General features: G+C 65.2%; 21 protein-coding genes, 2 tRNA genes and 1 pseudogene. 15 read left to right on the forward strand and 9 right to left on the reverse strand.

Translation table 11 applies throughout. The features are described from left to right. Positions 1-19 precede the first annotated feature (19 nt). From AC27IO_RS04535 to AC27IO_RS04555, 5 genes are all read left to right on the forward strand, one after another. A tRNA-Pro gene (locus tag AC27IO_RS04535) sits at positions 20-96 on the forward strand. 347 nt (positions 97-443) lie between these two features. Beyond that, entirely contained in the window at positions 444-1,616 is a 1,173-nt protein-coding gene (locus tag AC27IO_RS04540; RefSeq protein WP_498737529.1) for a sedoheptulose 7-phosphate cyclase, read from the forward strand. Then, the gene (locus AC27IO_RS04545; protein WP_284430818.1) at positions 1,603-2,037 is read left to right on the forward strand and encodes a GlcG/HbpS family heme-binding protein; all 435 of its coding nucleotides are present in this window, start codon (positions 1,603-1,605) and stop codon (positions 2,035-2,037) included. The genes AC27IO_RS04540 and AC27IO_RS04545 overlap by 14 nt, the downstream gene beginning before the upstream one ends. Next, the gene (locus AC27IO_RS04550; protein WP_498737532.1) at positions 2,034-2,789 is read left to right on the forward strand and encodes an SDR family NAD(P)-dependent oxidoreductase; all 756 of its coding nucleotides are present in this window, start codon (positions 2,034-2,036) and stop codon (positions 2,787-2,789) included. Before AC27IO_RS04545 ends, AC27IO_RS04550 begins: the two co-directional genes overlap by 4 nt. Positions 2,790-2,798: 9 nt before the next feature. Further along, a complete protein-coding gene (locus AC27IO_RS04555; RefSeq protein ID WP_284430820.1) occupies positions 2,799-3,698 on the forward strand; it encodes a DMT family transporter in 900 nt (299 codons plus the stop codon). Here AC27IO_RS04555 and AC27IO_RS04560 read toward each other — a convergent pair. Beyond that, the gene (locus AC27IO_RS04560) at positions 3,695-4,516 is read right to left on the reverse strand and encodes a LysR substrate-binding domain-containing protein (protein WP_498737534.1); all 822 of its coding nucleotides are present in this window, start codon (positions 4,514-4,516) and stop codon (positions 3,695-3,697) included. The genes AC27IO_RS04555 and AC27IO_RS04560 overlap by 4 nt on opposite strands. Here AC27IO_RS04560 and AC27IO_RS04565 point away from each other — a divergent pair. Next, positions 4,503-5,483, forward strand: coding sequence for an ROK family protein (locus AC27IO_RS04565; protein WP_498737536.1), 981 nt, complete (start codon positions 4,503-4,505; stop codon positions 5,481-5,483). The two genes, AC27IO_RS04560 and AC27IO_RS04565, sit on opposite strands and share 14 nt — an antisense overlap. Before the next feature lies 1 nt (position 5,484). After that, positions 5,485-6,402, forward strand: coding sequence for a carbohydrate kinase family protein (locus AC27IO_RS04570; protein WP_498737538.1), 918 nt, complete (start codon positions 5,485-5,487; stop codon positions 6,400-6,402). A gap of 95 nt (positions 6,403-6,497) precedes the next feature. On the opposite strand, the gene AC27IO_RS04575 is transcribed toward AC27IO_RS04570, so the two are convergent. The 3 genes and pseudogenes from AC27IO_RS04575 to AC27IO_RS04585 form a co-directional block, all read right to left on the reverse strand. After that, positions 6,498-6,587, reverse strand: a tRNA-Ser gene (locus tag AC27IO_RS04575). 60 nt (positions 6,588-6,647) lie between these two features. Then, entirely contained in the window at positions 6,648-7,568 is a 921-nt protein-coding gene (locus AC27IO_RS04580; protein WP_272563823.1) for an SPFH domain-containing protein, read from the reverse strand. A gap of 74 nt (positions 7,569-7,642) precedes the next feature. After that, positions 7,643-8,068: pseudogene (locus AC27IO_RS04585) on the reverse strand (NfeD family protein). A gap of 134 nt (positions 8,069-8,202) precedes the next feature. Here AC27IO_RS04585 and AC27IO_RS04590 point away from each other — a divergent pair. Both AC27IO_RS04590 and AC27IO_RS04595 read left to right on the forward strand, forming a co-directional pair. Next, positions 8,203-10,584, forward strand: a complete 2,382-nt coding sequence (locus AC27IO_RS04590; RefSeq protein WP_272563822.1) for an arginine/lysine/ornithine decarboxylase — start codon at positions 8,203-8,205, stop codon at positions 10,582-10,584. A 175-nt stretch (positions 10,585-10,759) separates the two neighbouring features. Beyond that, a complete protein-coding gene (locus tag AC27IO_RS04595; protein WP_284406391.1) occupies positions 10,760-11,320 on the forward strand; it encodes a fasciclin domain-containing protein in 561 nt (186 codons plus the stop codon). A gap of 139 nt (positions 11,321-11,459) precedes the next feature. Here the strand turns inward: AC27IO_RS04595 and AC27IO_RS04600 are convergent, their stop codons facing one another. Both AC27IO_RS04600 and fabI read right to left on the reverse strand, forming a co-directional pair. Further along, entirely contained in the window at positions 11,460-12,335 is an 876-nt protein-coding gene (locus AC27IO_RS04600; RefSeq protein ID WP_498737541.1) for a DNA ligase, read from the reverse strand. 75 nt (positions 12,336-12,410) lie between these two features. Further along, positions 12,411-13,208, reverse strand: a complete 798-nt coding sequence (fabI, locus tag AC27IO_RS04605) for an enoyl-ACP reductase FabI (protein ID WP_498737542.1) — start codon at positions 13,206-13,208, stop codon at positions 12,411-12,413. 125 nt (positions 13,209-13,333) lie between these two features. On the opposite strand from fabI, the gene AC27IO_RS04610 reads away from it, so the two are divergent. From AC27IO_RS04610 to AC27IO_RS04625, 4 genes are all read left to right on the forward strand, one after another. After that, complete coding sequence (locus AC27IO_RS04610) at positions 13,334-15,166, forward strand: extracellular solute-binding protein (RefSeq protein ID WP_498737543.1); 1,833 nt, start codon at positions 13,334-13,336, stop codon at positions 15,164-15,166. Between the two features lie 61 nt (positions 15,167-15,227). After that, entirely contained in the window at positions 15,228-16,262 is a 1,035-nt protein-coding gene (locus AC27IO_RS04615) for a microcin C ABC transporter permease YejB (protein ID WP_498737545.1), read from the forward strand. Beyond that, positions 16,246-17,343, forward strand: a complete 1,098-nt coding sequence (locus AC27IO_RS04620) for an ABC transporter permease (protein WP_372588246.1) — start codon at positions 16,246-16,248, stop codon at positions 17,341-17,343. Before AC27IO_RS04615 ends, AC27IO_RS04620 begins: the two co-directional genes overlap by 17 nt. Beyond that, complete coding sequence (locus tag AC27IO_RS04625; protein WP_498737547.1) at positions 17,340-19,043, forward strand: ABC transporter ATP-binding protein; 1,704 nt, start codon at positions 17,340-17,342, stop codon at positions 19,041-19,043. The genes AC27IO_RS04620 and AC27IO_RS04625 overlap by 4 nt, the downstream gene beginning before the upstream one ends. A gap of 138 nt (positions 19,044-19,181) precedes the next feature. Here the strand turns inward: AC27IO_RS04625 and AC27IO_RS04630 are convergent, their stop codons facing one another. Genes AC27IO_RS04630 through AC27IO_RS04640 form a run of 3 tightly spaced genes read right to left on the reverse strand, consistent with a single transcriptional unit; the run spans position 19,182 to position 22,982 of the window. Beyond that, positions 19,182-19,565: a FlxA-like family protein gene (locus AC27IO_RS04630; protein ID WP_284430827.1), complete on the reverse strand. Its 384-nt coding sequence runs from the start codon at positions 19,563-19,565 to the stop codon at positions 19,182-19,184. A 57-nt stretch (positions 19,566-19,622) separates the two neighbouring features. After that, positions 19,623-21,881, reverse strand: a complete 2,259-nt coding sequence (locus AC27IO_RS04635; RefSeq protein ID WP_498737549.1) for a diguanylate cyclase domain-containing protein — start codon at positions 21,879-21,881, stop codon at positions 19,623-19,625. 42 nt (positions 21,882-21,923) lie between these two features. After that, the gene (locus AC27IO_RS04640; RefSeq protein ID WP_284430829.1) at positions 21,924-22,982 is read right to left on the reverse strand and encodes an AI-2E family transporter; all 1,059 of its coding nucleotides are present in this window, start codon (positions 22,980-22,982) and stop codon (positions 21,924-21,926) included. Positions 22,983-23,214: 232 nt separating this feature from the next. On the opposite strand from AC27IO_RS04640, the gene AC27IO_RS04645 reads away from it, so the two are divergent. Together AC27IO_RS04645 and AC27IO_RS04650 are read left to right on the forward strand one after the other, a co-directional pair. Then, complete coding sequence (locus AC27IO_RS04645; RefSeq protein WP_284430830.1) at positions 23,215-26,094, forward strand: 2-oxoglutarate dehydrogenase E1 component; 2,880 nt, start codon at positions 23,215-23,217, stop codon at positions 26,092-26,094. A gap of 52 nt (positions 26,095-26,146) precedes the next feature. Further along, positions 26,147-26,443, forward strand: a 297-nt coding sequence (locus tag AC27IO_RS04650; RefSeq protein WP_498737552.1) for a biotin/lipoyl-containing protein, incomplete at its 3' end; no start/stop codon positions are given.

Consider the following 26,443-nt stretch of genomic DNA (forward strand, 5'->3'; position numbering starts at 1 on the left):
CATATAATCTAAGTCTTGTCGGCGTGTAGCGCAGCCTGGTAGCGCACTTGCATGGGGTGCAAGGGGTCGCGAGTTCGAATCCCGCCACGCCGACCATTTATAAAAAAAATCAACGGGCTATCGCCAAAAGCGGTAGCCCGTTTTTTCTTTGTCTTGCAGCATGCACTGGCTGCATGGGCTTTGCGGGATCTCACAGCCCCAAAGCCCACCTCTCCATTTTTCCTTTGCACCTGCGTTCACCGTTTCTGATTCAGTAGCCGCTGGAGCGCTCTATGGCCTCATGCGGGCAAAGGGCACGCCAGGAAGCCTGCCTGGGCTTTGAGCCGCTCCCATACCTTTGCGAAGGATTCATCAACCAAGCCGTAGAAAGCTCGCGAAACGTTCAGCAATGCCGGCGTCGCTTCGCAATACGCTTGGCCCCCTACAAAAAAGGGAGGGCATGGATGAACGATCGGGTGATATGGCCGGCGAGCATGGGCGCGCTGAACCGTTTCGAGGCGCATGGCTGGAGGGTGCACGCGACACAGGAGGTTTCATACGAAGTGCGACAGATCGATGGCATCTTCAGGCTCGATGCCCTCGAATTGATCACCTGCGGCAGGGCACAGCCTGGTTTGCGCCAAGCCCTCGTGATCGATGCGCACGTGGACCAACTTTATGGCGAAGAGATGCGCGCCTACTATGCTCACCATGGAGTAGACGTTTCCATCCTGAGCCTTTCCGTTTCGGAAGAAACGAAAGACTTGGAGACGGCCATGACAATCGCTCGCCACCTCGAATCGGCAGGGGTGCTGCGCCGTTCTGAGCCCGTGGTTGCCATTGGCGGTGGTGTGTTGCTGGACCTCGTCGGTTTTGCGGCGGGGCTGTATCGGCGAGGAATTCCCTACGTCAAGGTTCCTACCAACGCGATGGCGCTGTGGGATGCCGCGGTCGGTATCAAGACCGCCGTGAATGCAATGGATCGTCGCAACCGCCTGGGTTCATACCATGCGCCTACCGTTGCCTTGCTGGATCGCAGCTTTTTGTCGACGGTGGAGTCCCGCGAGCTCTCCAATGGGATGGGAGAGTTGCTCAAGCTCGCGGTGATCAAGAGCCCTCGGTTGTTCGACCTGCTGGAGCGGCACTCCGGGATGCTGCTGCTGACCCGCTTTCAGGATGCGATCGTCGCTCCAGAGGTCATCGGTCTGGCGGTGGAGGGCATGCTGGAAGAGTTGGCTCCCAACCTGTGGGAGCTCACGCTGGACCGATGCGTCGATTTCGGACACTCGTTTGCTCCGCTGATCGAGATGAAAGCGCTGCCAGAATTGCTGCATGGCGAGGCGGTCGCTTTGGATGTGCTGTTTTCTTGCCGCCTGGCACGGGCGAGAGGGCTCCTTGCAGACCAGGATGTACGTCGGGTCGTGCGTGTCATGAAGTCCATGCAATTGCCTTTGCGGCATCGCTTTTTCGAGCAGCCTGGCCTGCTGCAGGAGGCGCTGGCCGACACGATGCGTCATCGCGATGGCCGGCAGCGACTGCCACTGCCCGACGGGATCGGCGCATGCCGCTTTGTGAATGATGTGGACGCCGATGCCATCCGCATTGCTGCCGAGGAGATGGCGCATGCAGATGCCTGAAACCGGTCTTTCGCGGCTGAGCGCCAGTCAGGCGCAGCAATTGGTGCAGAGCGCGCTGATCACAGGCCTGGACGAAGGCCTGGCCGTTTCGGCGGCGGCAGTGGACAGCTCGGGACACCTTCTGGCGTTTGCCCGTGCGGACGATGCCTTTCTGGGATCGATCGACGCGTCGATTGCGAAGGCGCGGACAGCGGTTTATTTCCGCAGGGACACCGCCGCGATGCAGCAGGCGCTGGAACAGGGCAAGACCGCCTATCTCGCCCTGGCCGACGTCCTGCCCCTGGAAGGCGGTGTTCCGCTGCTGGTGGGAGGAACCTTGGTGGGCGGACTCGGAATCAGCGGTGCCGCGTCTGCCCAGGATGGCGTGCTGGCCAGGGCCATCGCATCGTTGCTGAACTCGTTGTCAGGTTGGACCCCATGAACGCTTTCAAGGACAGGGTGGTGCTGGTGACAGGCGGAGGCACGGGCATCGGGAGGGCGACGGCGCTTGCTTTCGCCAAGCAGGGCGCCCAGGTGGCCATCGCGGGCCGCACGGTGTCTTCTTGCGGTGAGACCGCCAAGATGATTCTGGACGCCGGCGGCATCGGCTTCGCGGTGGCCTGCGATGTCGGCAGCGAGAACGACGTGATGAACCTGATGGACGAAGTCGAGCGCCGTCTTGGCGTGGTGGATATCGCCTTCCTCAATGCGGGAGTTGGAACGGCATCGGCCATCGTCGACCAAGACATCGACGCGTTTGAAGCAGTGATGCGCACCAATTGCACCGGGCTCATGCTGTGCATGAAGCATTTGCTCAGACCGATGTACGAGCGGCGCTCGGGCTGCATCGTCAACAACCTTTCCGTGCATGCCCATCGCACGATTCTGGAAGGCACGGGCGCGTACACCGCTTCCAAACATGCAGCGCTTGCGCTGACGAAGGCGGCCGCAGTCGAGGCGGCGCCTTATGGCGTGCGCGTGAATGCCGTGTCCCCCGGGCCGATCTCCACGGAGATGCTGGCCCGCTCCAGTGCTGTCTCCGGCGGGCTGGAGGGATGGGCCGAGCGCCTGCCCATGAAGCGCGTCGGCGAGTCGCATGAGGTCGCACAAGCCGTGCTTTGGCTCAGCAGTCCCCAGGCATCATTTTTGACGGGCGCAGTGGTTCCCGTGGACGGCGGCTTTCTCGCACTTTGATGCCCGAACATGACATGGATTGCCTTGGGCCTGCTGGCCGGGTTGGTGCTGGGAACCTACGACTTTTTGACCAAACTCGCCCTCAGGGAAAAAACGGTCCTGGAGGTGGTGCTGTGGTCGTCCGTTCTCGGGGCGCTGATCTGGGCCCCTTTCTTTTTCCTTCCGGCTGCCTGGGCCGACACACTGCAGCCCCTGGGCTTGCACCCTGCAGCGTTGACCCGGGCCGAGCAGCTGGCGTTGCTGCCCAAATCGGCAATGATGGTGGTCACGTGGATTCTTTCGTATTACTCGGTCAAATCCTTGCCGTTATCGATCTCCGCGGGAGTGCGCGCTTCCGGGCCGCTTTGGACGGCGGTCGGCGCCATCGTTTTCCTGTCCGAGCAACTCAACTGGTGGCAATGGATGGGGCTCGCTGTCTCCATGGGTTCCTACTATCTGTTCTCCCTGATCGGGCAAAAAGAGGGCATCCGGTTTCAGCGCAACGGGTGGGTGTTTTGCATGCTCGCGGCCACGTTGCTGTCTTCGGCCAACGCCCTCTACGACAAGCACATTCTGGCAACCCTGCATTTGGATCTGGCCGCCGTCCAGGCGTACTCGGCCATTCAGCGGGGCGGCATGGCGCTGCTTTTACTGCCTTGGGTTTTCGGGGCCATGGAATGCCGAAGCCTGCTGTCCCGAAATTGGGCGGTCCCTGCGATTGCCGCCGCATACGTATTGGCCGAGTTCATTTATCTCACGGCCGTGCAGGCCGAGGGTGCGCTGATCTCGGTGATATCGGTGCTTCGGCGCACCAATCTCATCATGGTGTTCGCCTTGAGCGCGCTGTTCTTTGCAGAGCGATTCATCCGCCAAAAAATGCTGGCGATTTCAGGTGTGTTGATCGGCATCGTGCTCACCATCGTTCATTAGCCGTCTTGCACCAGAGCACGGATCCAATGGATCACCGTGCTGCCGTGGCGAGAGATCAGGGCCCGCTCCGATGCGAGCAGGAAATAAGCTTGCTCCGACGGAATGGCGATGTCGGAAACCCGCACCAAACTGCCGTTTTGCAGAAGGCCTTTCACCAGAGAACGCCGACCCAGTGCGATCCCTTGCAGATTGAGGGCTGCATCCAGCATGAAGCCCGTGTCGGAATAGGTCAGCGTGCGCTGCGCCGGCGAAATCTGTATGCCGGCCTTCTTCAGCCAGGGTTCCCAGGGCTGCCTGCTATGGGACAGGAACACCGCGCGTTTGAACAGAGCCTCGATGCCGGGTGCATTGCACCGTTTCAGATAGGCGGGAGCTGCCACTGGAAACCACTCGTCCTCCAGCAGCGGTTCGCAATGGTGGGCCTGGGGGCGGGCTTTGGCGAACCGGATGGCAATGTCTGCCTCTCCCTGATCGACGTCCACCTTGCATGTCGTTGGCGACACCTCGATGGAGACGGCCGGGTGCAGGCGCTGGAATTCGGTGAGGGCTGGAACCAGCCGAAAGCGCGCAAAAGAAGGCAACACGCTGATCCGGATCACGCTGCGCTCCTGTGTGAAGCCGGAGAAGGCCTCCTCCAGCGTCTCCAATGCGTCTTTCATCTGCTGGTGCAAATACTCGCCTTCAGGGGTCATTGCGACCGAGCGGGTCGTTCGTGTGAACAGGCTATTGCCCAGCAATCGCTCCAGTTCACGAATCCGATGGCTGACGGAACTGTGGGAAATATTCAGCTCGTCTGCCGCTTTGTTGAAGCTGCGCATGCGTGCCACAGCGTCGAACGCAAGAATCAAATGGATGGGGGGTATCTTTCGCATGGACGCGGATAAGGAAAATTCGAAGGAAAGATTCCATATCGGGATCGATCTGGGCGGGACGAAAATCGAAGGCATCGTACTCGACCATCAATATCGAGAATGTCGGCGAATCCGAATGGAGACCCGGGCCAGCGATGGCTATCTTCAGGTGCTGCAGCGCATTATTGAAATGCACTGCCAATTGGCCACTGTGGTTTTGGGGGCAGAAACGACATTGGGAATCTGCACCCCTGGGTCCATTTCGAAAACCACCGGTTTGCTGAAAAATTGCAATGCAACCGAGCTGAACGGCCATCCTCTGCAGGCGGATCTGCGCCAGCGGCTGGGCCGCCCCTTCAACATGGAAAACGATGCCAACTGCTTCGCGATGGCCGAAGCCCGTCATGGCGCAGGCAGCGGGCACGGTTGCGTGCTCGGGCTGGTGCTCGGCACGGGGGTGGGTGCAGGCATCGTGGTGAATGGTCGTTTGTGGGGCGGGCGCCATGGCATCGCCGGTGAATGGGGCCATATGTCCATTGATCCGGACGGGCCTGCCTGCTACTGCGGCCGCCAGGGATGTGTCGAGCGCTACCTGAGCGGAACCGCGCTGGAGGCCCGCTACCAGCAGTCCACCGGGAAGTCTGCCGATGCGGCCCGCATCGTTGAAATGGCGCGCCATGGCGATGGCGCGGCCGTCGAATTGCTGGACCGATTTCTCAGCCAATTTGCCGGCGCGGTCGCCAATGTGGTCGCCGTGCTGGACCCGGATGTGATCGTCATCGGCGGGGGGCTTGCCAGCATGGATGAACTGTATGAGGAGGGCGCTCTTCGGCTGCAGCGCATGGTCTTCAACGATGAGTTCCACACCCCCGTGCTGCGCAACAGGCTGGGCAATTCGGCGGGTGTGATCGGCGCTGCCATGGTCGGGGTCTGACGTGCGTGTCCTGACGATTGGCGGTGCCACGCTCGACATCGTGGTTGCAGGGGTGGACGTGGTGCGAGGCCCCGGAGCCAAACACGACGTGGCCAGCGTGCGATGGTCCAGCGGGGGCGGTGCCGTGAACGCGGCGCTCGGATTTGCGGCCTTTCACGCACAGGTCACGGCCTGCTGCGCTGTCGGCGCGGATGTGGAAGGGCGATGGCTGCGCGACACGTTGGACCGGCAAGGCATCGCGGTGGAACGTGTGCAGACCATCCCCGGATGCCCCACGGGAAAGGCCGTGATCCACCTGGACCCGCAGGGCGATGCCACCGTGTTCGCGCAGCGCGGTGCCAGTACCCGACTGTCGTTGGCGGATGCCTCTGCCATGCTCATGCAAGCCGAGCTTGTCTATGTGTCCGCGTTGTCCGATGCCGCCACCGACGAGTTGAACCACGCGTTGGCGGGCCTGCCGTCCCGGCCTTTCCAACTGGTGGTCAATCCGGGCGCACGTTCACTGCGCCAATCGCCCGACTCCTTGGAACGGTTGCTAAACGCGGCAGACCTGGTCTGCCTGAACGCGATCGAAGCGCAGTGGCTGGCCGCCCACCGAGGCCTGGCCTGCACCCCGGAGCTGGGTGCCGACGAGGCTGTGGCGCTTGCCGCGGCCCTGGCACGTCCACAGGGACAAGGGGTGCTGGTCACCCTCGGCGCTGGCGGTGCGGCGTTCTTCGATGGGCTGCACGGCCACCACCACCCTGCAGAGCGCATCACCGTCGTGTCCACACTGGGTGCAGGGGACGCCTATGCGTCGGCGTTCGCCTTTCACTGGTTTTCGGGGAATGGGGCCCGCGCCTCGCTGGAGGCGGCCAATCGCCGTGCGGTGGAGGTGCTTGGCGTCGCGGCTGCGAATCTCGCCACCTTGGTCATGTAGGGGCCAACGGGGTGTCAGCACTGCGGTGCCGCATGCAATAAAAAAACCACCCGAGGGTGGCTTTTTTATTCCCGACTGGGAATCAGGACTGTCTTTGGCGGAGAGGGCGGGATTCGAACCCGCGGTGGGGATTAGCCCACACACGCTTTCCAGGCGTGCGACTTAAACCGCTCATCCACCTCTCCGAAGCCCGCGATTGTAGCAGTGGTTTTGGCCCGTTTTAGGAAAAACCGTTGAAGCGCCGTTCAAGGCGCGCGTTGGGTCGTTTGAACCATCTTCATGGCGGAGCCGATCAGGGCGGACACTTCGCTCATGTTGCTGGGCACGATCAGCGTGGTGGTCGCATCGGCGGCCACCTTGCCGTACGCGTCCACGGCGCGCTCGGCCACCTTCAGCTGCACGGCCTGTTCGCCGCCCGGCTGCCGGATGGCCGCGGCGACTCGTTCGATGGCCTGGGCAGTGGCTTCGGCCACGGCTGTGATGGAGGCGGCCTCGCCCTGGGCGTTGTTGATCTGCGCCTGCTTTTCGCCCTCCGACCGTGCGATGAACGCTTCGCGCTCGCCGGTGGCGATGTTGATCTGCTCCTGGCGGCGGCCTTCCGAAGCGGCGATCAGGGCGCGCTTTTCGCGCTCGGCCGTGATCTGCGCCTGCATGGAGCGCAGGATTTCGGCCGGCGGCGTGAGGTCCTTGATTTCGTAGCGCAGCACCTTCACGCCCCAGTTCAACGCGGCCTCGTCGATCGCCTGGACCACCTGGGCGTTGATGATGTCGCGCTCTTCGAAGGTCTTGTCGAGTTCGAGCTTGCCGATCACGCTGCGCAGCGACGTTTGGGCCAGTTGGGTGACGGCCATGATGTAGTTGCTGGAGCCGTAGCTGGCGCGCATGGGGTCGGTCACCTGGAAGTAGAGGATGCCGTCCACCTGCAGCTGGGTGTTGTCGCGCGTGATGCAGACCTGGCTGGGCACGTCGAGCGGAATTTCCTTGAGGCTGTGCTTGTAGGCCACGCGGTCGACGAATGGCACGAGGAAGTTCAGCCCCGGCGTGAGGGTGCCGGCATATTTGCCCAGCCGCTCCTTGACCCAGGCGTTCTGTTGGGGAACCACCTTCACCGAGCGAGCGATGAAGATGCCGGCGATGACGACGATGACGAGGGCAATGATTTCCATGGGGTCCTTTGCGATGGTGAAGATTGGGGTGGGTGCTTGGCGTTGCGTTGTGGCGGTGCGTGAGGGGTCCGGCCTCAGAGCTTGTCGACCAGCAGCCGGTTGCCGATGACTTCCGCCACGCGGTGCATGCCGGAGGAGGGGGCATTGCCGGGGCGCAGGACCACCGTCCATTGGGCGCCTCGGTAGCGCACCTGCGCGGTGCCGTCGGCGTTCCAGATCTCCACGTTCACGGACTCGCCCACATCCATGTTCACGTCGCGGTTGCTCGATGCGGGCTGGGCGCCCGGGTTCTTTTTTACGGAACACATAGCAGCCCACCACGCCCGCGGACCCGACCGCGGCTGCGGCCAGCAGCTGCGCCGCGACCGAGCCGCCCGCATGGGCGCAAGGGCGCCGGCGGCCAGGCCGATGGCCAGCATGAGCAGGTAGAACGTGCCCGTGAACAGCTCCACGGCGACGGCCCCTCCCGCCATCAGCCACCAGAGGGTGGATTGCTCTATCACTGCGCGCTCCTCGTTGTGTTTAGTGCACCACATTCTGGGTCAAAAGAGCGGACCGTCAAAGGCGTGACAACGTTATTCCTTACACTTCGCGCCTGTTTCGTTTTTTGGGCCCGCTCGCTCGGAGGCTGCGCATGAAATTCCGCTTTCCCATCGTCATCATCGACGAGGACTATCGTTCCGAGAACACGTCGGGCCTGGGCATCCGCGCGCTGGCGCAGGCCATCGAGTCGGAGGGCTTCGAGGTGCTGGGTGTCACGAGCTACGGCGACCTGTCGCAGTTCGCGCAGCAGCAAAGCCGCGCGAGCGCGTTCATCCTGTCGATCGACGACGAGGAGTTCACCCTCGGCTCGGGCCTGGACCCCATCGTGCTGAGCCTGCGCACCTTCATCGCCGAGGTGCGCCGCAAGAACTCCGACGTGCCGATCTACGTGCACGGCGAGACCAAGACCAGCCGCCACCTGCCCAACGACATCCTGCGGGAACTGCACGGCTTCATCCACATGTTCGAGGACACGCCGGAGTTCGTGGCCCGCCACATCATCCGCGAAGCCAAGAGCTACCTGGAGAGCGTGCAGCCGCCGTTCTTCAAGGCGCTGCTGGACTATGCCGAAGACGGCTCGTACAGCTGGCACTGCCCCGGCCACTCCGGCGGCGTGGCGTTCCTCAAGAGCCCCGTGGGACAGATGTTCCACCAGTTCTTCGGCGAGAACATGCTGCGCGCCGACGTGTGCAATGCGGTCGAGGAACTGGGCCAGCTGCTGGACCACAACGGCGCCATCGGCGAGAGCGAGCGCAATGCCGCGCGCATCTTCAATGCGGACCACTGCTTCTTCGTGACCAATGGCACCAGCACGTCCAACAAGATGGTGTGGCACCACACGGTGGCGCCCGGCGATGTGGTGGTGGTGGACCGCAACTGCCACAAGTCCATCCTGCACAGCATCATCATGACGGGCGCCATTCCGGTGTTCATGAAGCCCACGCGCAACCACTTCGGCATCATCGGCCCGATCCCCCAGTCGGAGTTCGAGCCCGAGGCGATCCAGGCCAAGATCCGCGCCAATCCGCTGCTCAAGGGTGTGGATGCCAAGGCCGTCAAGCCGCGCGTTCTCACCCTCACGCAATCCACCTACGACGGCGTGCTCTACAACACCGAAACCATCAAGGGCATGCTCGACGGCTACGTGGACAACCTGCATTTCGACGAGGCCTGGTTGCCGCACGCGGCGTTCCACCCGTTCTACGGCAGCTACCACGCGATGGGCAAGAAGCGCGCGCGGCCCAAGCACTCGGTGGTGTATGCCACGCAGTCCATCCACAAGCTGCTGGCCGGCATCAGCCAGGCCAGCCATGTGCTGGTGCAGGACTCGCAGACGGTCAAGCTCGACCGGCCGCTGTTCAACGAGGCGTACCTGATGCACACCTCGACCTCGCCGCAGTACAGCATCATCGCCAGCTGCGACGTGGCCGCCGCGATGATGGAGCCGCCCGGCGGCACGGCGCTGGTGGAGGAAAGCCTGCTTGAAGCCCTGGACTTCCGCCGCGCGATGCGCAAGGTGGAAGAGGAGTTCGGCAAGGACGACTGGTGGTTCAAGGTGTGGGGCCCGGACAAGCTCGTGGACGAGGGCCTGGGCCGCGCCGAGGACTGGGTCATCCGCAGCGACGGCAAGGGCAAGAAGAACCACGCCAGCAAGTGGCACGGCTTCGGCCAGCTGGCCGACGGCTTCAACATGCTGGACCCGATCAAGTCCACCATCGTCACGCCCGGCCTGAACCTGGACGGCAAGTTCGACGAGAACGGCATTCCCGCCTCCATCGTGACCAAGTACCTGGCCGAGCACGGCGTGGTGGTGGAGAAGACGGGGCTCTACAGCTTCTTCATCATGTTCACCATCGGCATCACCAAGGGCCGCTGGAACACGCTGCTGACGGCGCTGCAGCAGTTCAAGGACGACTACGAGAAGAACCAGCCGATGTGGCGCATCCTTCCGGAGTTCTGCCAGCAGCACAAGCGCTACGAGCGCATGGGCCTGCGGGACCTGTGCCAGCACGTGCACCAGCTCTATGCCAAGTACGACATCGCGCGCCTGACCACCGAGATGTACCTGTCGGACCTGACGCCGTCGATGAAGCCCAGCGACGCCTATGCGCACATCGCGCACCGCAAGACCGAGCGCGTGGAGATCGATGCGCTGGAAGGCCGCATCACGACCAGCCTGATCACGCCGTACCCACCCGGCATTCCGCTGCTCATTCCGGGCGAGGTCTTCAACAAGAAGATCGTGGACTACCTCAAGTTCTCGCGCGAATTCTCCAAGCTGTGCCCGGGCTTCGAGACCGACATCCACGGCCTGGTGGAGATCGAGGACGACAACGGCAACGTGCGCTACTACGCCGACTGCGTAGCCGCCGCACCGCAGCCGCCGTCCGCTCGCAAGAGCCGCAAGAACGCGCCTGCCGCCGAGGACATCGTGCAGGTGGGCAGCGACGGACCGTTCGGCCGCAAGGTCTGATCGCCGCGCAAGGCCGTGGGCCTTGGCTCCGAAAGCCCGGCTGCGCGACAGCGCCTCCGGGCTTTTTGTATGGGAATGTCACGGGATTGAATCCAGGCGGCTTCCTGCACCGTATCAGTGTTCAGCCGCGCGAATTTTCGGGCGGCATCCACCCACTGACACAACGGAGATTTCCATGACCTTTCGCATGAATGCCCGCCTGGCCGCCGCCAGCCTCACGCTCGCCCTGTCTGCCGCTGCGATGCCCGCTTTCGCGCAGGTGACCGTCGGTGGCGCGCCGATGTATCCGACCAAGGACATCATCGACAACGCGGTGAACTCCAAGGACCACACCACGCTGGTCGCCGCCGTGAAGGCCGCCGGCCTGGTGGATACGCTGAAGGGCCCCGGTCCGTTCACGGTGTTCGCGCCCACCAACGCCGCCTTCGCCGCACTGCCTGCCGGCACGGTGGACACGCTGTTGAAACCCGAGAACAAGGCCACGCTGACCAAGGTGCTGACTTACCACGTGGTGGCGGGCAAGGTCGATGCGGCCGCGCTGTCCAAGATGATTGCCGACGGCAAGGGCTCGGCCAGCCTGAAGACCGTCGCCGGTGGCACGCTGACGGCCAAGGCCAGCGGCTCCTCGATTGCGCTGACGGATGAAAAGGGCGGCATGTCCAACGTGACCATCGCCGACGTGTACCAGTCCAACGGCGTGATCCACGTCGTGGACAAGGTGCTGCTGCCCAAGTAAGCCGCGCCGGGCGGTCCGCATCGCTGGCACCCGATGGCGCCAGCCGATGCGGGCCTTGCCCCAATGCATCCAGGAAAGCCGCAAGGGCACCCCGGAGGGGCCTTGCGGCTTTTTTCGTGGGAGCCCGGCCCCAGGCCTGCTAGGGTGCGGCGGCGTGCATGTCCTCGCGCACGCGCAGGAAGCTGGCGAAGCGCGGCAGGCCGCCCTCGTGCGTGCCGCGAAAGCGGTAGGTCACCCAACTGCCCAGGGGCGGTGGATGCGCCCGGTCCGCATCGGTGAAGCCGGCGCCGAGCCGAAAGCGCTGGCCGCCGGGCATCTCCACCAGCAAGGCGCCCATGCGACCCCGGTGCCGGCCTTTGCCGGGCACATAGCCCACGACCCGCGCCTCGGTGTCTTCATGGGTCTTGAGTTTGATGAGATCGTCGCTGCGGCCGGCCTGGTAGAGCGACGCCCCACGGTGCAGCATCAGCCCTTCGCCCCCGTCGCGCACCGTGCGGTGCAGCAGGGCCTGCAACCGGGCGTCGGTGGCGATGCGCTGCTGGGGCACGGCCTGCACCCAGGGCTGGCCGATGCCGGCCACGGCGGCCTGCAATGCCGGCAGGCGCTTGTCGAACGGGCCGCCCTGCGCGGGCAGGTCGAACACCATGAACTGCAGGTGGCGCCAGGCCGCATCGTCAGGCCGCTGCTGCCGCACGGTGGACTGTGCCTGGGCGAAGCGGCCCCGGCCGGCCCACAGCTCGCCATCCATCGGCATCGCGGGCCAGCCCTGGGTGAACCAGGCGGGCGCATTCACCCGCTCGCCACCGCGCATGCGCAACTGGTGGCCGTCCCAGTAGCCGCGCACCCCGTCGTACTTTTCGCTCACCCAGTAGTCCGCCAGCGGCAGTCCGGTGCGGTAGACGTTGGCCAGCAGCAGGGGCGGCGGCGAGGCGGTCGATACCGTTGCTGGGGGTTGCGCCCAGGCCGGCAGCGCGCCGCAGACCAGCAGGACGGTGATGGCGATGCGGCGAAGCATGGAACTATTTTGCTATTACTTTAATAGCGGAATGCCCTAGGGGAATATGCGCTGGCGGCCGATTCGGCTTGAATCTCAGGACAGCTCGGCACTTTCCCGGCTGATGCCACCCGTCTGGCTGAAGCCGCCGTCCACGTACATGATCTCGGCCGTCACGCCGCTGGCCAGGTCCGACAGCAGGAAGGCGGCGGCATTGCCCACGTCTTCGATGGTCACGTTGCGGCGCAGGGGCGAGGCGCCGGCGACCACGCCCAGCAGCTTGCCGAAGTCCTTGATGCCGCTGGCCGCCAGGGTCTTGATGGGACCGGCGCTGATGCCGTTGGCGCGCATGCCGCGCGGGCCCAGCGAGTCGGCCAGGTAGCGCACGCTGGCCTCCAGGCTGGCCTTGGCCAGGCCCATGGTGTTGTAGTTGGGCACCGTGCGCAACGCGCCCAGGTAGCTCAGGGTGACCACGGACGATTTTTCGTTGAGGTAGGGCAGGGCGGCCTTGGCCATGGCGGGAAAGCTGTAGGCGCTGATGTCGTGCGCGATGCGGAACGATTCGCGCGACAGCCCTTCGAGGAAGTCGCCGGCGATCGCCTCGCGCGGGGCGAAGCCGATGCTGTGCACGAAGCCGTCGAACTTCGGCCAGGCCTGTGACAGGTCGGCGAACATGCGGTCGATCTGCTCGTCGCTGCCCACGTCGCAATCGAAGATGAGCTTGGAGTCGAACTCGGCGGCGAAGTCGGTGATGCGGTCCTTGAAGCGCTCGCCGACGTAACTGAAGGCAAGTTCTGCGCCTTGCGCGTGGCAGGCGCGGGCGATGCCGTAGGCGATCGAGCGGTTGGACAACACGCCGGTGATAAGCAGCTTCTTGCCGGTCAGAAAACCCATGTTTCTTCTCCTGTGGAATGCGGGGGATTGGGGGCGTGGCGGCGGCGCGTGCGCCGCTGATGGCCCACCGGGGCATGTGACATGCGACCCGTCGGGGCGCCGCCAGCGTAGTGCAGAATTGTCGCATGCGTCTTTGGCCGATCTTGTTGCTGTGGGGTAGTGCGATGCCCGTGTGGGCGGGACACGCCTATGCGCTGTGGGGCGAGCCCCGGATGCCTGCGGGCTTCGACCACTTCGGGTACGTCAACCCCGACGCGCCCAAGGGCGGCGAGCTGCGGCTGGTGAGCAACCTGCGCGTTTCCACCTTCGACAAATACAACCCGTTCACCATCAAGGGCAATTCCCCGGCCTACCTGTCGGACCTGATGTTCGATACGTTGCTCACCGGCTCGCTGGACGAGACCGCCACGGGCTACGGCCTGCTGGCGCAGGACGTGGAGGTGGCCGCCGATGGCCTCTCGGTGGTGTTCCGCCTGCGGCCCGAAGCGCGCTTTCACAACGGCAAACCGGTGCTGGCGCAGGATGTGAAGTTCAGCTACGACACGCTGATGGGCCCCTACACCTCGCCGGCCTACAAGACGGCGCTGTTCGACGTGGCGGGCATCGACGTGATCGACGACCGCACGGTGCGCTACCGCTTCAAGCACCCCAACCGCGAGCTGCCGCTCACGGTGGGCGGGCTGCCGGTCTTCAGCCGCGACTGGGGCGTGGAGAACGGCAAGGCCAAGCGCTTCGATCAGGTGGTGATGGACATCCCGATCGGCAGCGGCCCCTACAAGATTGGGCCGGTGCGCTTCGGCAAGGACATCACCTACGTGCGCGATCCCGGCTACTGGGCGCGCGATCTCAACGTGCGCAAGGGCACCGCCAATTTCGACCGCATCCTGGTGAAGATCTACCGCGACAACACCGCGCGGCTGGAGGCGCTCAAGGCGGGCGAGTTCGACCTCATGCGCTTTTTCAGCGCGGGCGACTGGGCGCGCCGCGTCACGGGGCGCAAGTTCGATACCGGCGAGCTGGTCAAGGGCAACTTCGAGCACAAGCTGCCTTCGGGTTTCCAGAGCTACGTGCTCAACACGCGCCGGCCGCTGCTGCAGGATGCCCGCGTGCGCGAAGCGCTGGGACTGGCCTACGACTTCGAGTGGATGAGCCGCCAGCTGTTCTACGGCGCCTACCAGCGCATCAACGGCCTGTTCGGCAACACCCTGTGCGAGACCCGCGGCACACCCACGCCCGAGGAGCTGGCGCTGATGGAGCCCTGGCGCCAGAGCCTTCCCGCCAGCGCCTTCGGCCCCATGACCACGCCGCCGCGCACCGAGGGCGGCACCACGCTGCGCGATAACCTGCGCCGTGCCCAGGCCCTTTTGAAAGAGGCGGGCTGGGAGGTCCGGGACGGCGCGCTGCGCAACGCGCAGGGCCAGGCCATGGTGCTGGAGTATTTGGACAGCAGCGAAGTCGGCGTGCGGTCGCTGTCGTCGTGGATCCGCAACCTGCAAAAGCTCGGCATCACGCTGAACTTCCGGGCGGTGGATTTCGCTCTGTACCAGCAGCGCCTGAGCAAGTTCGACTTCGACATCACCACCATCGCGTACCAGGGCACCAACAATCCGGGCCAGGAGCTGGCCGACATGTTCGGCTCGCAGGCGGCGGACACGGAAGACTCGGGCAACTTCCCCGGCGTGAAGAGCAAGGCCGTGGACGCGATGATCCGCAGCATCGTGTCGGCCAAGACGCTGGACGAACTGCTGCCCGCCTGCCATGCCCTGGAGCGCGTCATCGCGCACGGGCACTACCTGATTCCCCAGTACACCGCGCCTTCGCACCGCATGGTCTACAACGCCTGGCGCCTGGAGCGGCCGGCCACGCTGCCGCCGTATTCCACGGGCGAGGCCTGGGCCATCGACACGTGGTGGGCGCGCATGCCGCCCCAGACGGCGCCGGACCCCGCACGGCGCTGATCCGCACGCACCCCCGGCCCACCGTCCAGACCCCGCTCACTTTCCGAACCCCACCGCCGCCATGTTCGCCTACATCCTCAAGCGCGTGCTGCTCATGCTGCCCACCCTGCTGGGCGTGCTGCTGCTGACCTTCGTGGTGATCCAGTTCGTACCGGGCGGCCCCGTCGAGCAGTACCTGGCCGAGTCCAAGGCCGGGATGGGACGCGGCGGCGGGGCCGAAGGCGGCGGCCTGGCCTACCGGGGCGCGCAGGGCGTGGACCCGAAGCGGCTGGAGCAGATCAAGGCGCTTTACGGCTTCGACAAGCCGGCGCACGAGCGCTTTTTCCAGATGCTCGGACAGTTCGCGCGGTTCGACCTGGGCCGCAGCTTCTTTCAGAACAAGGACGTGTGGCAACTCGTGAAGGAAAAGCTGCCCGTGTCGATCAGCCTGGGCTTGTGGACCTTCTTCATCAGCTACCTCGTGGCCGTGCCGCTCGGCGTGGCCAAGGCGGTGCGGGCGGGCTCGCGCTTCGACTTCGTCACCACGCTCATCGTGCTGGTGGGCTATGCCATCCCGGGCTTCGTGCTGGGCGTGGCGCTGCTGGTGATCTTCGGCGGGCAGCTGCAGTGGTTTCCGCTGCGGGGGCTCACCTCGGCGAACTGGGACGAGATGACCTGGGGCGCGCGCATCGTGGACTACCTTTGGCACATCACGCTGCCGGTCACGGCCATGGTGCTGGGCAGCTTCGCGGTGACGGCCATGCTGACCAAGAACGCCTTTCTCGAAGAGATCCGCAAGCAATACGTGCTCACGGCCCGCGCCAAGGGGCTGTCGGAGCGGCAGGTGCTGTGGAAGCACGTGTTCCGCAATGCCCTCATTCCCATCATCACGGGCTTTCCTGCAGCGTTCATCGGGGCGTTCTTCGCCGGCTCGCTGCTGATCGAGACGCTGTTCTCGCTCGACGGCCTGGGCTTGCTGAGCTACGAAAGCGTGATCCGGCGCGACTACCCCGTGGTGCTGGGCACGCTCTATCTCTTCACCCTCATCGGGCTGGTGACCAAGCTGGTGAGCGATCTTTGCTACGTATGGGTGGACCCGCGTGTCAAGTTTGACTAACCCCCCCGAGCCGGCCGATGGCCGCCCCCCGCGCGGCGCGGTGCCCGTGGCTCCGTCGCTCTCGCCCGGCCGCCGTGCGTGGAGGCGCTTCAAGCGCAATCGGCTGGGCTACTGGAGCCTGATCCTGTTCAGCGCGCTGGTGGCCCTGAGCTTGGTGGCCGAGCTGATCAGCAACGACCGTCCCCTGATCGTGCGCTACGAAGGGCAGACCTACCTGCCCATGCTGCACGACTATTCCGAAAAGACCTTCGGCGGCGATTTCGACACCCCCACCGATTACCTGGACCCGTTCATCCGGGAGCGCCTGCAGCAGGGCAGCAACTGGGCGCTATACACGCTGAACCCCTACGGCCCGGACACGCTGAACTATTTCGCGAAGTCGCCCAACCCGTCCGGCCCCACATCGCAGAACTGGCTGGGCACGGACGACCGGGGCCGCGACCTGCTCGCGCAGCTGATCTACGGCTTTCGCGTGAGCGTGCTGTTCGGCATCGCGCTCACGGTGGTGGGCGTGCTGCTGGGCGTCATCACCGGTGCGATCCAGGGGTTTTTCGGCGGCAAGACCGACCTGGCGTTCCAGCGCTTTATCGAGATCTGGGGTTCGATGCCCGAGCTGTACCTGCTCATCATCTTCAGCGCCGTGTTCGCGCCCAGCGTCGGGCTGCTGCTGGTGCTGCTGTCGCTGTTCGGCTGGATGGGCCTGTCGGACTATGTGCGCGCGGAGTTCCTGCGCAACCGGCAGCTCGACTACGTGAAGGCCGCCCGCGCGCTGGGCGTGCCCAACGGGCAGATCATCTGGCGCCACATCCTGCCCAACAGCATGACGCCGGTGGTGACCTTTCTGCCGTTTCGCATGAGCGCGGCCATCCTGGCGCTCGCCTCGCTCGACTTCCTGGGCCTGGGCGTGCCGCCTGGCACGCCGTCGCTGGGCGAGTTGCTCAACCAGGGCAAGAACAACATCGACGCCTGGTGGATTTCGCTGTTCACGTTCGCGGCGCTGGTGGTCACGCTGCTGCTGCTCACCTTCATGGGCGACGCGCTGCGCGATGCGCTCGACCCCCGCAAGGCAGACCATTCATGAGCGACGCACGCATGCGCGGCACCGCGCCGATTCCACACTCTGCTGCTTCATCGTCTTCGGCCGGCACTTCGCCTGCCGCCTCGTCGGCGCCGCTGCTGCAGGTGCAGGACCTGCACGTGCGCTTCGGCGACAAAGAGGTGGTGCGCGGGGTCGGCTTCGACATCGCGGCGGGCGAGAAGCTCGCGCTGGTGGGTGAATCGGGCTCGGGCAAAACCATCACCGCGCTGTCGATCCTGCGGCTGGCGGGCGATGCGCACATCACCGGCCGGGCGCTGATGGACGGGCAGGACCTGCTGGCCCTGTCCGAGCGCGAGATGCGCGGTGTGCGCGGCGGCGACATCGCCATGGTGTTCCAGGAGCCCATGACGGCGCTCAACCCGCTCATGGCGGTGGGGGACCAGGTGGCCGAGGTGCTGCAGCTCAAGCAGGCGCTCTCGCGCGCCCAGGCCCGCCAGGCGGCCGTCGAACTGCTGGCCAGCACCGGCATTCCCGAGCCGGCCCGGCGTGCGGACGCGTTCCCGCACCAGCTGTCGGGCGGGCAGCGCCAGCGCGCGATGATCGCCATGGCCCTGGCCAGCCGCCCGCGCCTGCTGCTGGCCGACGAGCCCACCACCGCGCTGGACGTGACGCTGCGCGGCCAGATCCTCGATCTGCTGTCCGACCTGCAGCGCCAGACCGGCATGGCCGTGCTGCTCATCACCCACGACCTGCACCTGGTGCGCAAGTTCGCGGACCGCGTGGCGGTCATGGAACACGGGGTGCTGGTGGAGTCCGGCGCCGTGTCGGACGTGTTCCGCGCGCCGCAGCACGCGTACACGCAGCGGCTCATCGGCAGCGTGCCGCGCCGCGACGTGCTGGAGCCGGAGGCCTCGGCCACGGCGGTACCCGCCGCGCAGGCGCACGCGCTGCGCGTGGCCTATGCCACGCCGCTGCCCGGCATCCGCGGCTGGTTCCGCCGCGGGGAGTTCGTGGCGGTGAAGGGGGCCGACTTTTCCATCGCGCCAGCCCGCACGCTCGGCGTGGTGGGCGAATCGGGTTCGGGCAAGTCCACGCTGGCGCAGGCGCTGCTGGGGCTGCTGCCGTACCAGGGCGACCTGCGGATCGCAGGGCAGGGCTGGCAGCTGCCGGCCCAGCGCAATACCCCGGCCAATCAGGCCTTGCGCCGGCAGGTGCAGGTGGTGTTCCAGGACCCGTTTTCGTCGCTGTCGCCGCGCCTGACGGTCGAGGAGATCGTGGGCGAGGGCCTGCGGGTGCACGAGCCCGGACTGCCGCCCGCCGACCGCCGCGCGCGCGTGGAGTCGGCGCTGGAGGACGTGGGACTGACCGACGCGCAGTTCCCGGGTCTGCTGGCGCGCTATCCGCACGAGTTTTCCGGAGGGCAGCGCCAACGGCTGGCAATTGCCCGTGCGCTCATCCTGAGCCCCCGGTTGCTGGTGCTGGACGAGCCCACCAGCGCGCTCGACGTCACCATCCAGCAGCAGGTGCTGGCACTGCTGCAGCGCCTGCAGAAGGAGCGCTCGCTCAGCTACCTGCTCATCACGCACGACGTGGCCGTCATTCGCGCGATGGCGCACGACGTGATCGTGATGAAGGACGGCGAGGTGCTGGAGTCGGGCCCGGTGCAGGCGGTGCTGGATGCGCCCCGGCACCCCTACACCCAGAGGCTGGTGTCCGCGGCCGGGCTGGATGGGGAGGGTTGAGCCGATTTTGGGTGTTTTCGGCCCCATGCCGGCGTATTGATTGTCCTGTTTGCTATCAATTAAATAGCAAATCGCAGGCTTGAGGCATTGGGGCGCGCCGCGCGTTCGTGCGGTCTGTCTGGGCGCCGTGTGTGGCGATCAGGCGAAGGTATCGACCTGCGTGCCCAGCGTGGTGGAGGCGGCGGGCGGCGTCTTCTTCTGGTCGGCCGACTGCTGCTGCTCCATGGCCTTCTCCATGGCCTTTTGCTGCTGCTCCTGTTGCTGGGCCTGCTGGATGGCTGCGATCTGCTGCTGCACGAGCTGGATCTGGTTCTGCAGCGCCTGCAGCCTCTGCTGCTTGGCTTTGGCGTCGTTGGGGTCGGACGCCTGGCTGGCTTCTGCCGACGCCTGCTTGAGGTCGGCCGTGAGGTCCTTGAGCTGCTTTTGAAGCGCCGCGATGTCACCGCTCGATTGGCCCGAAGAGCGGCTCCCCGAAACGCTGGTGGAGGAGGTGCTGGAGGCGGAGGAGATGGACAGGGACATGAAGGAGGTATCGGCTGATTGGGGACGGAACTGTAGGCCTTGCCGGCGTTTATTCCGTCATTTCTTGTCCGCCGGCACGATGGTGGGCTCCTGGTCGGGCCCGGCATACAGCCGGAAATGCCCCCGCCCCGCGCGCTTGGCCGCGTACATCGCCATGTCGGCGCTGCGCGACAGCTCCTCGAAATTGCGGCCATGCTGCGGAAACAGCGCGATGCCGCCGCTCAGGCCGATCTGCCGGACCTCGCCCTGCAGATCGAACGGCGGTTCGCACGCGGCCATGATCTTTTGCGACACCAGGCAGGCCTGGTCGGCGTTGTCCAGCTTGGGCAGCAGCACGACGAACTCGTCGCCCCCCTGGCGGCACACCGTGTCGGAATGCCGCACGGCGCCCTTGAAGCGGCGGGCGACCTGCACCAGCAGCAGGTCGCCGGCATCGTGGCCGAGGGTGTCGTTCACCTGCTTGAACCCGTCCAGGTCGATGTACATCAGCGCGAGGCTGCGGTCATCCCGCAGGGCGTGCGCGATGGCCTGCTGGGCGCGGTCCTGCAGCAGCACGCGGTTGGGCAGGTCGGTCAGCACGTCGTACTGCGCGAGGTGGGCCATACGGCGCGACATCTCCATGGCCTCGGTCACGTCGCGCAGCACCATCACCGTACCGGTGACGTGCCCGTGCCGGTCGGTGATGGGGCTGACCGATTTCTCGATGTCGATGCGCCGTCCGTCGCGGCACTGGAGCACCACGCCGCGTTTCGAGGGCTGGGCCCGGCCTTCGGCCAGCGCCTTGCGGGTGGGGCTCAAGCCGCTGTCGCTGCCGGCCTCGTGCAGCGGCACGACGTCGTCGATGTCCGATCCCGCGGCATGAAAGGCCTGCCAGCCGGTCATCTTTTCGGCCACCGGGTTGATGTAGGTGACGCAGCCCTCGGCATCGGTGCAGATGACCGCATCGCCAATGGACTGCAGCGTCAGGCGGATCAGCTCCTTTTCCTCGAACAGCAGGTCTTCCATGCGCTTTCGGTCGGTGAGGTCGTCGATCTGCACGAAGATGCCCTGCACCTCGTCGCCTTCCTTGTCCGGGATGTACGACACCAGCGTGTGGCGCACCTCGCCGGAGGGCAGGGGCATGGTCCGCTCGAAGACCTGCTTGTGGCCCTTGAGCGCCTGCCGGATGTGCGTCAACGCGTGTTCGTAGGTTCCCCGGTCGAGCACGTCCAGCAGTTTCACGTTGGGCATGCGCTCGCGCGAGACGCCCAGCCAGTCCATGTACGCCTGGTTGGCGAAGCGGTTGTGCTGGTCCTTGTCCCAGTAGCTCACCATGGAAGGCAGGTTGTCCAGGATGGTGCGCGTGTCGTGCTCGGCCTGCTTGAGCTGGGCCGCGATGGCCTGGCGGCGCTGCAACTCCCGCGCGAAGAGGGCGGACAGGCCCAGGCAGGCCGCCATCAACAGCACCGCGAACGCGCCCAGCACCTTGGCGCTGGCGCGCCACTTGGCCAGGATGGTGTCCGCCGACTGCCCGACGCTCACCGCCAGCGGGTAGTTGCCGATGCGGCGGAAGGTGTGCAGCCGCTCGGTGCGGTCCTGCGGGTCCTGCGCCGTGTAGCTGCCGCTGTCGACCGTCTGCAGCCGGGCCAGCAGGCTGGCGTCGTCCATCGGCTGGCCGACATCCCCTTCGGCGTAGGGAAAGCGCGCGACGGTGGTGCCGTCGCGGGTGCTCCACAGCTCCACGCGGCTCATCGGCCCGACGTCGATGGAGGCGAACAGCTCCTTGAAATAGTTGATTCTCACGGTGCCCACCACGACGCCGCCGAAGCTGCCGTCGCTGCGGAAATACGCGCGGCTGATGGGCAGGCTGTACGAGCCCGAGACCCGGCCGCGGATGGGATGCCCGATGTAGAGCCCCTCGCGTTGGCTGGTCTGGTGCACCTGGAAGTAATCGCGGTCGGCCAGGTTGAGGTTCAGGGGCTCCAGGCTGGTGGAGCGCGTTATCAAGTTGCCCTTGTCATCCAGCACCGCGACCGCGCCCAGGCCGGGCGTGTGCAGGGAGTGGTCGAACAGGAAGGTGTTGCGCATCTGCGGGGTCAGGCTCGGAAGGCCGGGGTCCGACAGGCTCTTGGCCACCCCGACCAGCGAGTAGTCGAAGCCGTTCAGGGTGCGCTGGATGTTCTGCTCGATGGTGCGTGCCAGGCTGCTGTTGGTGTGCAGCGCGTACGACCAGGCGTCGTCGCGGATCGTGAGGATCGCCCGCACGAAGAGCGCACCAATGCCTGCCGACAGCACGAGGGCCAGCAGGACGATGCGACGGGGCGAAATCTGGGGCATGGCGCAAGGCGGCCGGCACGCAGGCCGGCGGATGCTGCGCGATTACTTTATCGGGGAATCGGTGGGTTGGGAGAACAAATCCCAGGTGGCGATGAAGAGTGCTGCGATCACCGGGCCGATGACGAAACCGGTCAGCCCGAACAGCGCCATGCCGCCCAGGGTGGAGATGAGGACGATGTAGTCCGGCATCTTCGTGTCCTTGCCCACCAGCACCGGGCGCAGGGCGTTGTCCACCAGCCCGATCACGCAGACGCAGAAGGCCACCAGCACCGAACCCTGCCAGATGGCGCCGGTTGCGAAGAAATAAATGGCCACCGGGCCCCAGATCAGGCCCGCGCCGATGGCTGGCAGCAGCGACAGGAAGGCCATCAGCACGCCCCAGAGGATGGGGCCCTGGATACCGAGGATCCAGAAGATCACCCCGCCCAGCGCACCCTGCACGGCGGCCACCACGATGTTGCCCTTGACGGTGGCGCGGATCACCGTGGTGAACTTGCTGGCCAGTTGCCGCTTGTGTTCCTCGTCGAGGGGCACCGCCTGTCGGATGCGGTTGACCAGCGAACTGCCGTCACGCACCAGGAAGAACAGCAGGTACAGCATGATGCCGAAGCTCACGATGAACTGCAGCGTGTTCTGGCCCACGTCCAGCGCCTTGGTGGCCAGGAACTGGCCGGCCTGCACCGACACGGACGAAAGCTTGGCCTCCACCTCGGCGGCCGAGGTCAGGTTGAAGCGGTCCAGCAGGCCCAGCAGCCAGGAGGGCAGGGCGCTCAGCACCTGCTGCACGTAGGCGCCGAAGTTGAGCTGCCCCGACTTCATGCGTTCGTAGATGAGCCCTGCCTCCTGGACCAGCGAAATGCTGATGAAGGTCATGGGCAGGATCACGATCACCAGGCACAGTCCGAGGGTGCACAGGGCGGCCAGGTTGCGCCGCCCCCGCATGCGCCGCAGCAGCCGCCGGTGCAGCGGCGTGAACAGGATCGCCAGGATGACGCCCCAGAAAACCGCCCCGTGGAACGGCCACAGGATGGCGAAGAACGCGACAGTGACCGCGATGAGAAGAAGCAACAGCGTGCGGCTCTGAAGGGTGGGTGAATTCATAGAGGCGGGGTACGGATAATGACGAAATGTAAGCGACCGCCATGACACGGCGGCGAAGGAACACGCGCTTACGCCGTGTAGGGCTCGCTCCTGGGCGTTCGGTGGCACAATGGCGCCCGCACCCCCGGCCCTTCCCCAGCCACAGTCGCATCCGCCAATCGGTTCAGCCGTGTCGCGGAAGGTTTCACCCACCAGCTAATGCTTCCCTCAGGGAAGCGGAGGTCAGCGGAATATGAGCGATACGACATCCGTATACCAAGCCTACCAAGGCAACACCTATCTTTTCGGCGGCAATGCGCCCTATGTCGAAGAGATGTACGAGAACTATCTCGTCAACCCCGGCAGCGTGCCCGACACGTGGCGCGAATACTTCGATGCCCTGCAGCACGTGCCTGCCGTCGATGGCTCGAACGCCAAGGACGTGCCCCACCTGCCCGTGGTCAATGCCTTCGCCGAGCGCGCCAAGCAAGGCGGCACGAAGGTCGTCGGTGCCACCGGCGCCGACTCCGAAATGGGCCGCAAGCGCACCGCTGTCCAGCAACTGATCTCGGCCTACCGCAATGTCGGCCAGCGCTGGGCCGATCTGGACCCCCTGAAGCGCACCGAGCGCCCTGAGATTCCTGAACTCGAAGCCTCCTTCTACGGCTTCAGCGATGCCGATCAGGAAACGGTGTTCAACACGAGCAACACCTTCTTCGGCAAGGAAGCCATGCCGCTGCGCGAGCTGATCAACGCGCTGCGCGAAACGTACTGCGGCTCGATCGGGGTCGAATACATGTATGCCACCGACCAGAACCAGAAGCGCTGGTGGCAGGAAAAGCTCGAGACCATCCGCAGCAAGCCCAGCTTCGGTCCCGACAAGAAAAAGCACATTCTGGACCGCCTCACGGCCGCTGAAGGCCTGGAGCGCTTCCTGCACACCAAGTACGTCGGCCAAAAGCGCTTCTCGCTCGAAGGCGGCGAAAGCTTCATCGCCGCCATGGATGAACTCATCCAGGCCGCCGGCACCAAGGGCGTGCAGGAAATCGTGATCGGCATGGCCCACCGCGGCCGCCTGAACGTTTTGGTGAACACGCTGGGCAAGATGCCCAAGGACCTGTTCGCCGAGTTCGACCACACCGCTCCGGAAGACCTGCCGGCAGGCGACGTGAAGTACCACCAAGGCTTCAGTTCCGACGTCAGCACCCCTGGCGGCCCGGTGCACCTGTCGCTGGCCTTCAACCCCTCCCACCTGGAAATCGTGAACCCCGTCGTGGAAGGTTCGGTGCGCGCCCGCATGGACCGCCGCGCCGACCCGCATGGCAAGCAGGTGCTGCCCGTGCTGGTGCACGGCGACGCGGCCTTCGCCGGCCAGGGCGTCATCCAGGAAACGCTGGCACTGGCCCAGACCCGTGGCTACTCCACGGGCGGCACGGTGCACATCGTGATCAACAACCAGATCGGCTTCACCACCTCCGATCCGCGCGACAGCCGCTCCACGCTGTATTGCACGGACGTGGTCAAGATGATCGAGTCGCCCGTGCTGCACGTGAACGGCGACGATCCCGAAGCGGTCGTGTTCGCCACGCAGCTCGCCCTCGAATTCCGCATGGAGTTCCAGAAGGACGTGGTGGTGGACATCATCTGCTTCCGCAAGCTGGGCCACAACGAGCAGGACACGCCCGCGCTCACCCAGCCGCTGATGTACAAGAAGATCGGCGCGCACCCCGGCACCCGCAAGCTGTACGCCGACAAGCTGGCCACGCAGGGCCTGGGCGAGACCCTGGGCGACGACATGTCCAAGGCCTACCGCGCCGCCATGGATGCGGGCAAGCACACGGTCGATCCGGTACTGACCAACTTCAAGAGCAAGTATGCGGTGGACTGGAGCCCCTTCCTGGGCAAGAAGTGGACCGATGCCGGCGACACCGCCATCCCGCTGGCCGAGTGGAAGCGCCTGTCCGAAAAGATCACCACCATCCCTGAAGGCGTGACGCCGCACCAACTGGTCAAGAAGGTGTACGACGACCGCGCCGCCATGGGCCGTGGCGACATTCCGGTGGACTGGGGCATGGGCGAGCACATGGCCTTCGCCTCGCTGGTGGCCAGCGGCTTCCCCGTGCGCCTCTCCGGCGAAGACTGCGGCCGCGGCACGTTCACCCACCGCCATTCGGTCATCCATGACCAAAAGCGCGAGAAGTGGGACACGGGCACCTACGTGCCGCTGCAGAACGTCAGCGAGAACCAGGCTCCGTTCGTCGTGATCGACTCCATCCTGTCCGAAGAGGCGGTGCTGGGCTTCGAATACGGCTATGCCTCCAACGACCCCAACACGCTCGTGATCTGGGAAGCGCAGTTCGGCGACTTCGCCAACGGTGCGCAGGTCGTGATCGACCAGTTCATCGCCTCCGGCGAAGTGAAGTGGGGCCGCGTGAACGGCATCACGCTGATGCTGCCGCACGGCTACGAAGGCCAGGGTCCCGAGCACAGCTCGGCCCGCCTGGAGCGCTTCATGCAGTTGTCGGCCGACGCCAACATGCAGGTGGTGCAGCCCACCACCGCCAGCCAGATCTTCCACGTGCTGCGCCGCCAGATGGTCCGCCACCTGCGCAAGCCGCTGATCATCATGACGCCGAAGTCGCTGCTGCGTAACAAGGACGCGACCTCGCCGCTGTCCGAGTTCACCAAGGGCAGCTTCCAGACGGTGATCCCGGAGCAGAACGAAGCCATCGAGAAGAAGGCCGAGAAGGTCAAGCGCGTGATCGCCTGCTCGGGCAAGGTCTACTACGACCTGGTCAAGAAGCGCGAAGAGAAGGAAGCCGACGACGTCGTCATCCTGCGCGTGGAACAGCTCTATCCGTTCCCGCACAAGGCCTTCGCCGCCGAGCTGAAGAAGTACCCGAACGCCACCGACATCGTGTGGTGCCAGGACGAGCCGCAGAACCAGGGCGCCTGGTTCTTCGTGCAGCACTACATCCACGAGAACATGCTCGAAGGCCAGAAGCTGGGTTACTCCGGCCGTGCCGCCTCGGCATCGCCCGCGGTGGGCTATTCGCACCTGCACCAGGAGCAGCAAAAGGCCCTGGTGGACGGCGCGTTCGCCAAGCTCAAGGGGTTTGTCCTGACCAAGTAAGGCCGGAAACCCGAACACACAAAAAGCAGAAACAAACCCCGAAAGAATTCCCATGGCTATCGTTGAAGTCAAAGTCCCCCAACTGTCCGAATCCGTGGCGGAAGCCACGATGCTCACGTGGAAGAAGAAGGCCGGCGAGGCTGTCGCCGTCGATGAGATCCTGATCGAAATCGAGACCGACAAGGTCGTGCTCGAAGTGCCTGCTCCCTCGGCCGGCGTGCTGGCGGAAATCGTGCAAGGCGACGGCGCCACCGTGGTGGCCGACCAGCTGATCGCCAAGATCGACACCGAAGGCAAGGCCGGCGCAGCCGCCGCTGCAGCTGCCCCTGCCGCCGCGCCCGCAGCCGCG

It is taken from the genome of Acidovorax sp. KNOB132, from assembly GCF_057541515.1.

Coding starts and splice junctions, on each gene's coding strand:
- fabI (WP_498737542.1), bottom strand. CDS start 13,208: ATGGGTTTTCTGACCGGCAAGAAGCTGCTTATCACCGGCGTGTTGTCC.
- AC27IO_RS04625 (WP_498737547.1), top strand. CDS start 17,340: ATGAGCGACGCACGCATGCGCGGCACCGCGCCGATTCCACACTCTGCT.
- AC27IO_RS04600 (WP_498737541.1), bottom strand. CDS start 12,335: ATGCTTCGCCGCATCGCCATCACCGTCCTGCTGGTCTGCGGCGCGCTG.
- AC27IO_RS04545 (WP_284430818.1), top strand. CDS start 1,603: ATGCAGATGCCTGAAACCGGTCTTTCGCGGCTGAGCGCCAGTCAGGCG.
- AC27IO_RS04590 (WP_272563822.1), top strand. CDS start 8,203: ATGAAATTCCGCTTTCCCATCGTCATCATCGACGAGGACTATCGTTCC.
- AC27IO_RS04540 (WP_498737529.1), top strand. CDS start 444: ATGAACGATCGGGTGATATGGCCGGCGAGCATGGGCGCGCTGAACCGT.
- AC27IO_RS04580 (WP_272563823.1), bottom strand. CDS start 7,568: ATGGAAATCATTGCCCTCGTCATCGTCGTCATCGCCGGCATCTTCATC.
- AC27IO_RS04645 (WP_284430830.1), top strand. CDS start 23,215: ATGAGCGATACGACATCCGTATACCAAGCCTACCAAGGCAACACCTAT.
- AC27IO_RS04610 (WP_498737543.1), top strand. CDS start 13,334: ATGCGTCTTTGGCCGATCTTGTTGCTGTGGGGTAGTGCGATGCCCGTG.
- AC27IO_RS04630 (WP_284430827.1), bottom strand. CDS start 19,565: ATGTCCCTGTCCATCTCCTCCGCCTCCAGCACCTCCTCCACCAGCGTT.
- AC27IO_RS04595 (WP_284406391.1), top strand. CDS start 10,760: ATGACCTTTCGCATGAATGCCCGCCTGGCCGCCGCCAGCCTCACGCTC.
- AC27IO_RS04550 (WP_498737532.1), top strand. CDS start 2,034: ATGAACGCTTTCAAGGACAGGGTGGTGCTGGTGACAGGCGGAGGCACG.
- AC27IO_RS04615 (WP_498737545.1), top strand. CDS start 15,228: ATGTTCGCCTACATCCTCAAGCGCGTGCTGCTCATGCTGCCCACCCTG.
- AC27IO_RS04555 (WP_284430820.1), top strand. CDS start 2,799: ATGACATGGATTGCCTTGGGCCTGCTGGCCGGGTTGGTGCTGGGAACC.
- AC27IO_RS04560 (WP_498737534.1), bottom strand. CDS start 4,516: ATGCGCAGCTTCAACAAAGCGGCAGACGAGCTGAATATTTCCCACAGT.
- AC27IO_RS04640 (WP_284430829.1), bottom strand. CDS start 22,982: ATGAATTCACCCACCCTTCAGAGCCGCACGCTGTTGCTTCTTCTCATC.
- AC27IO_RS04635 (WP_498737549.1), bottom strand. CDS start 21,881: ATGCCCCAGATTTCGCCCCGTCGCATCGTCCTGCTGGCCCTCGTGCTG.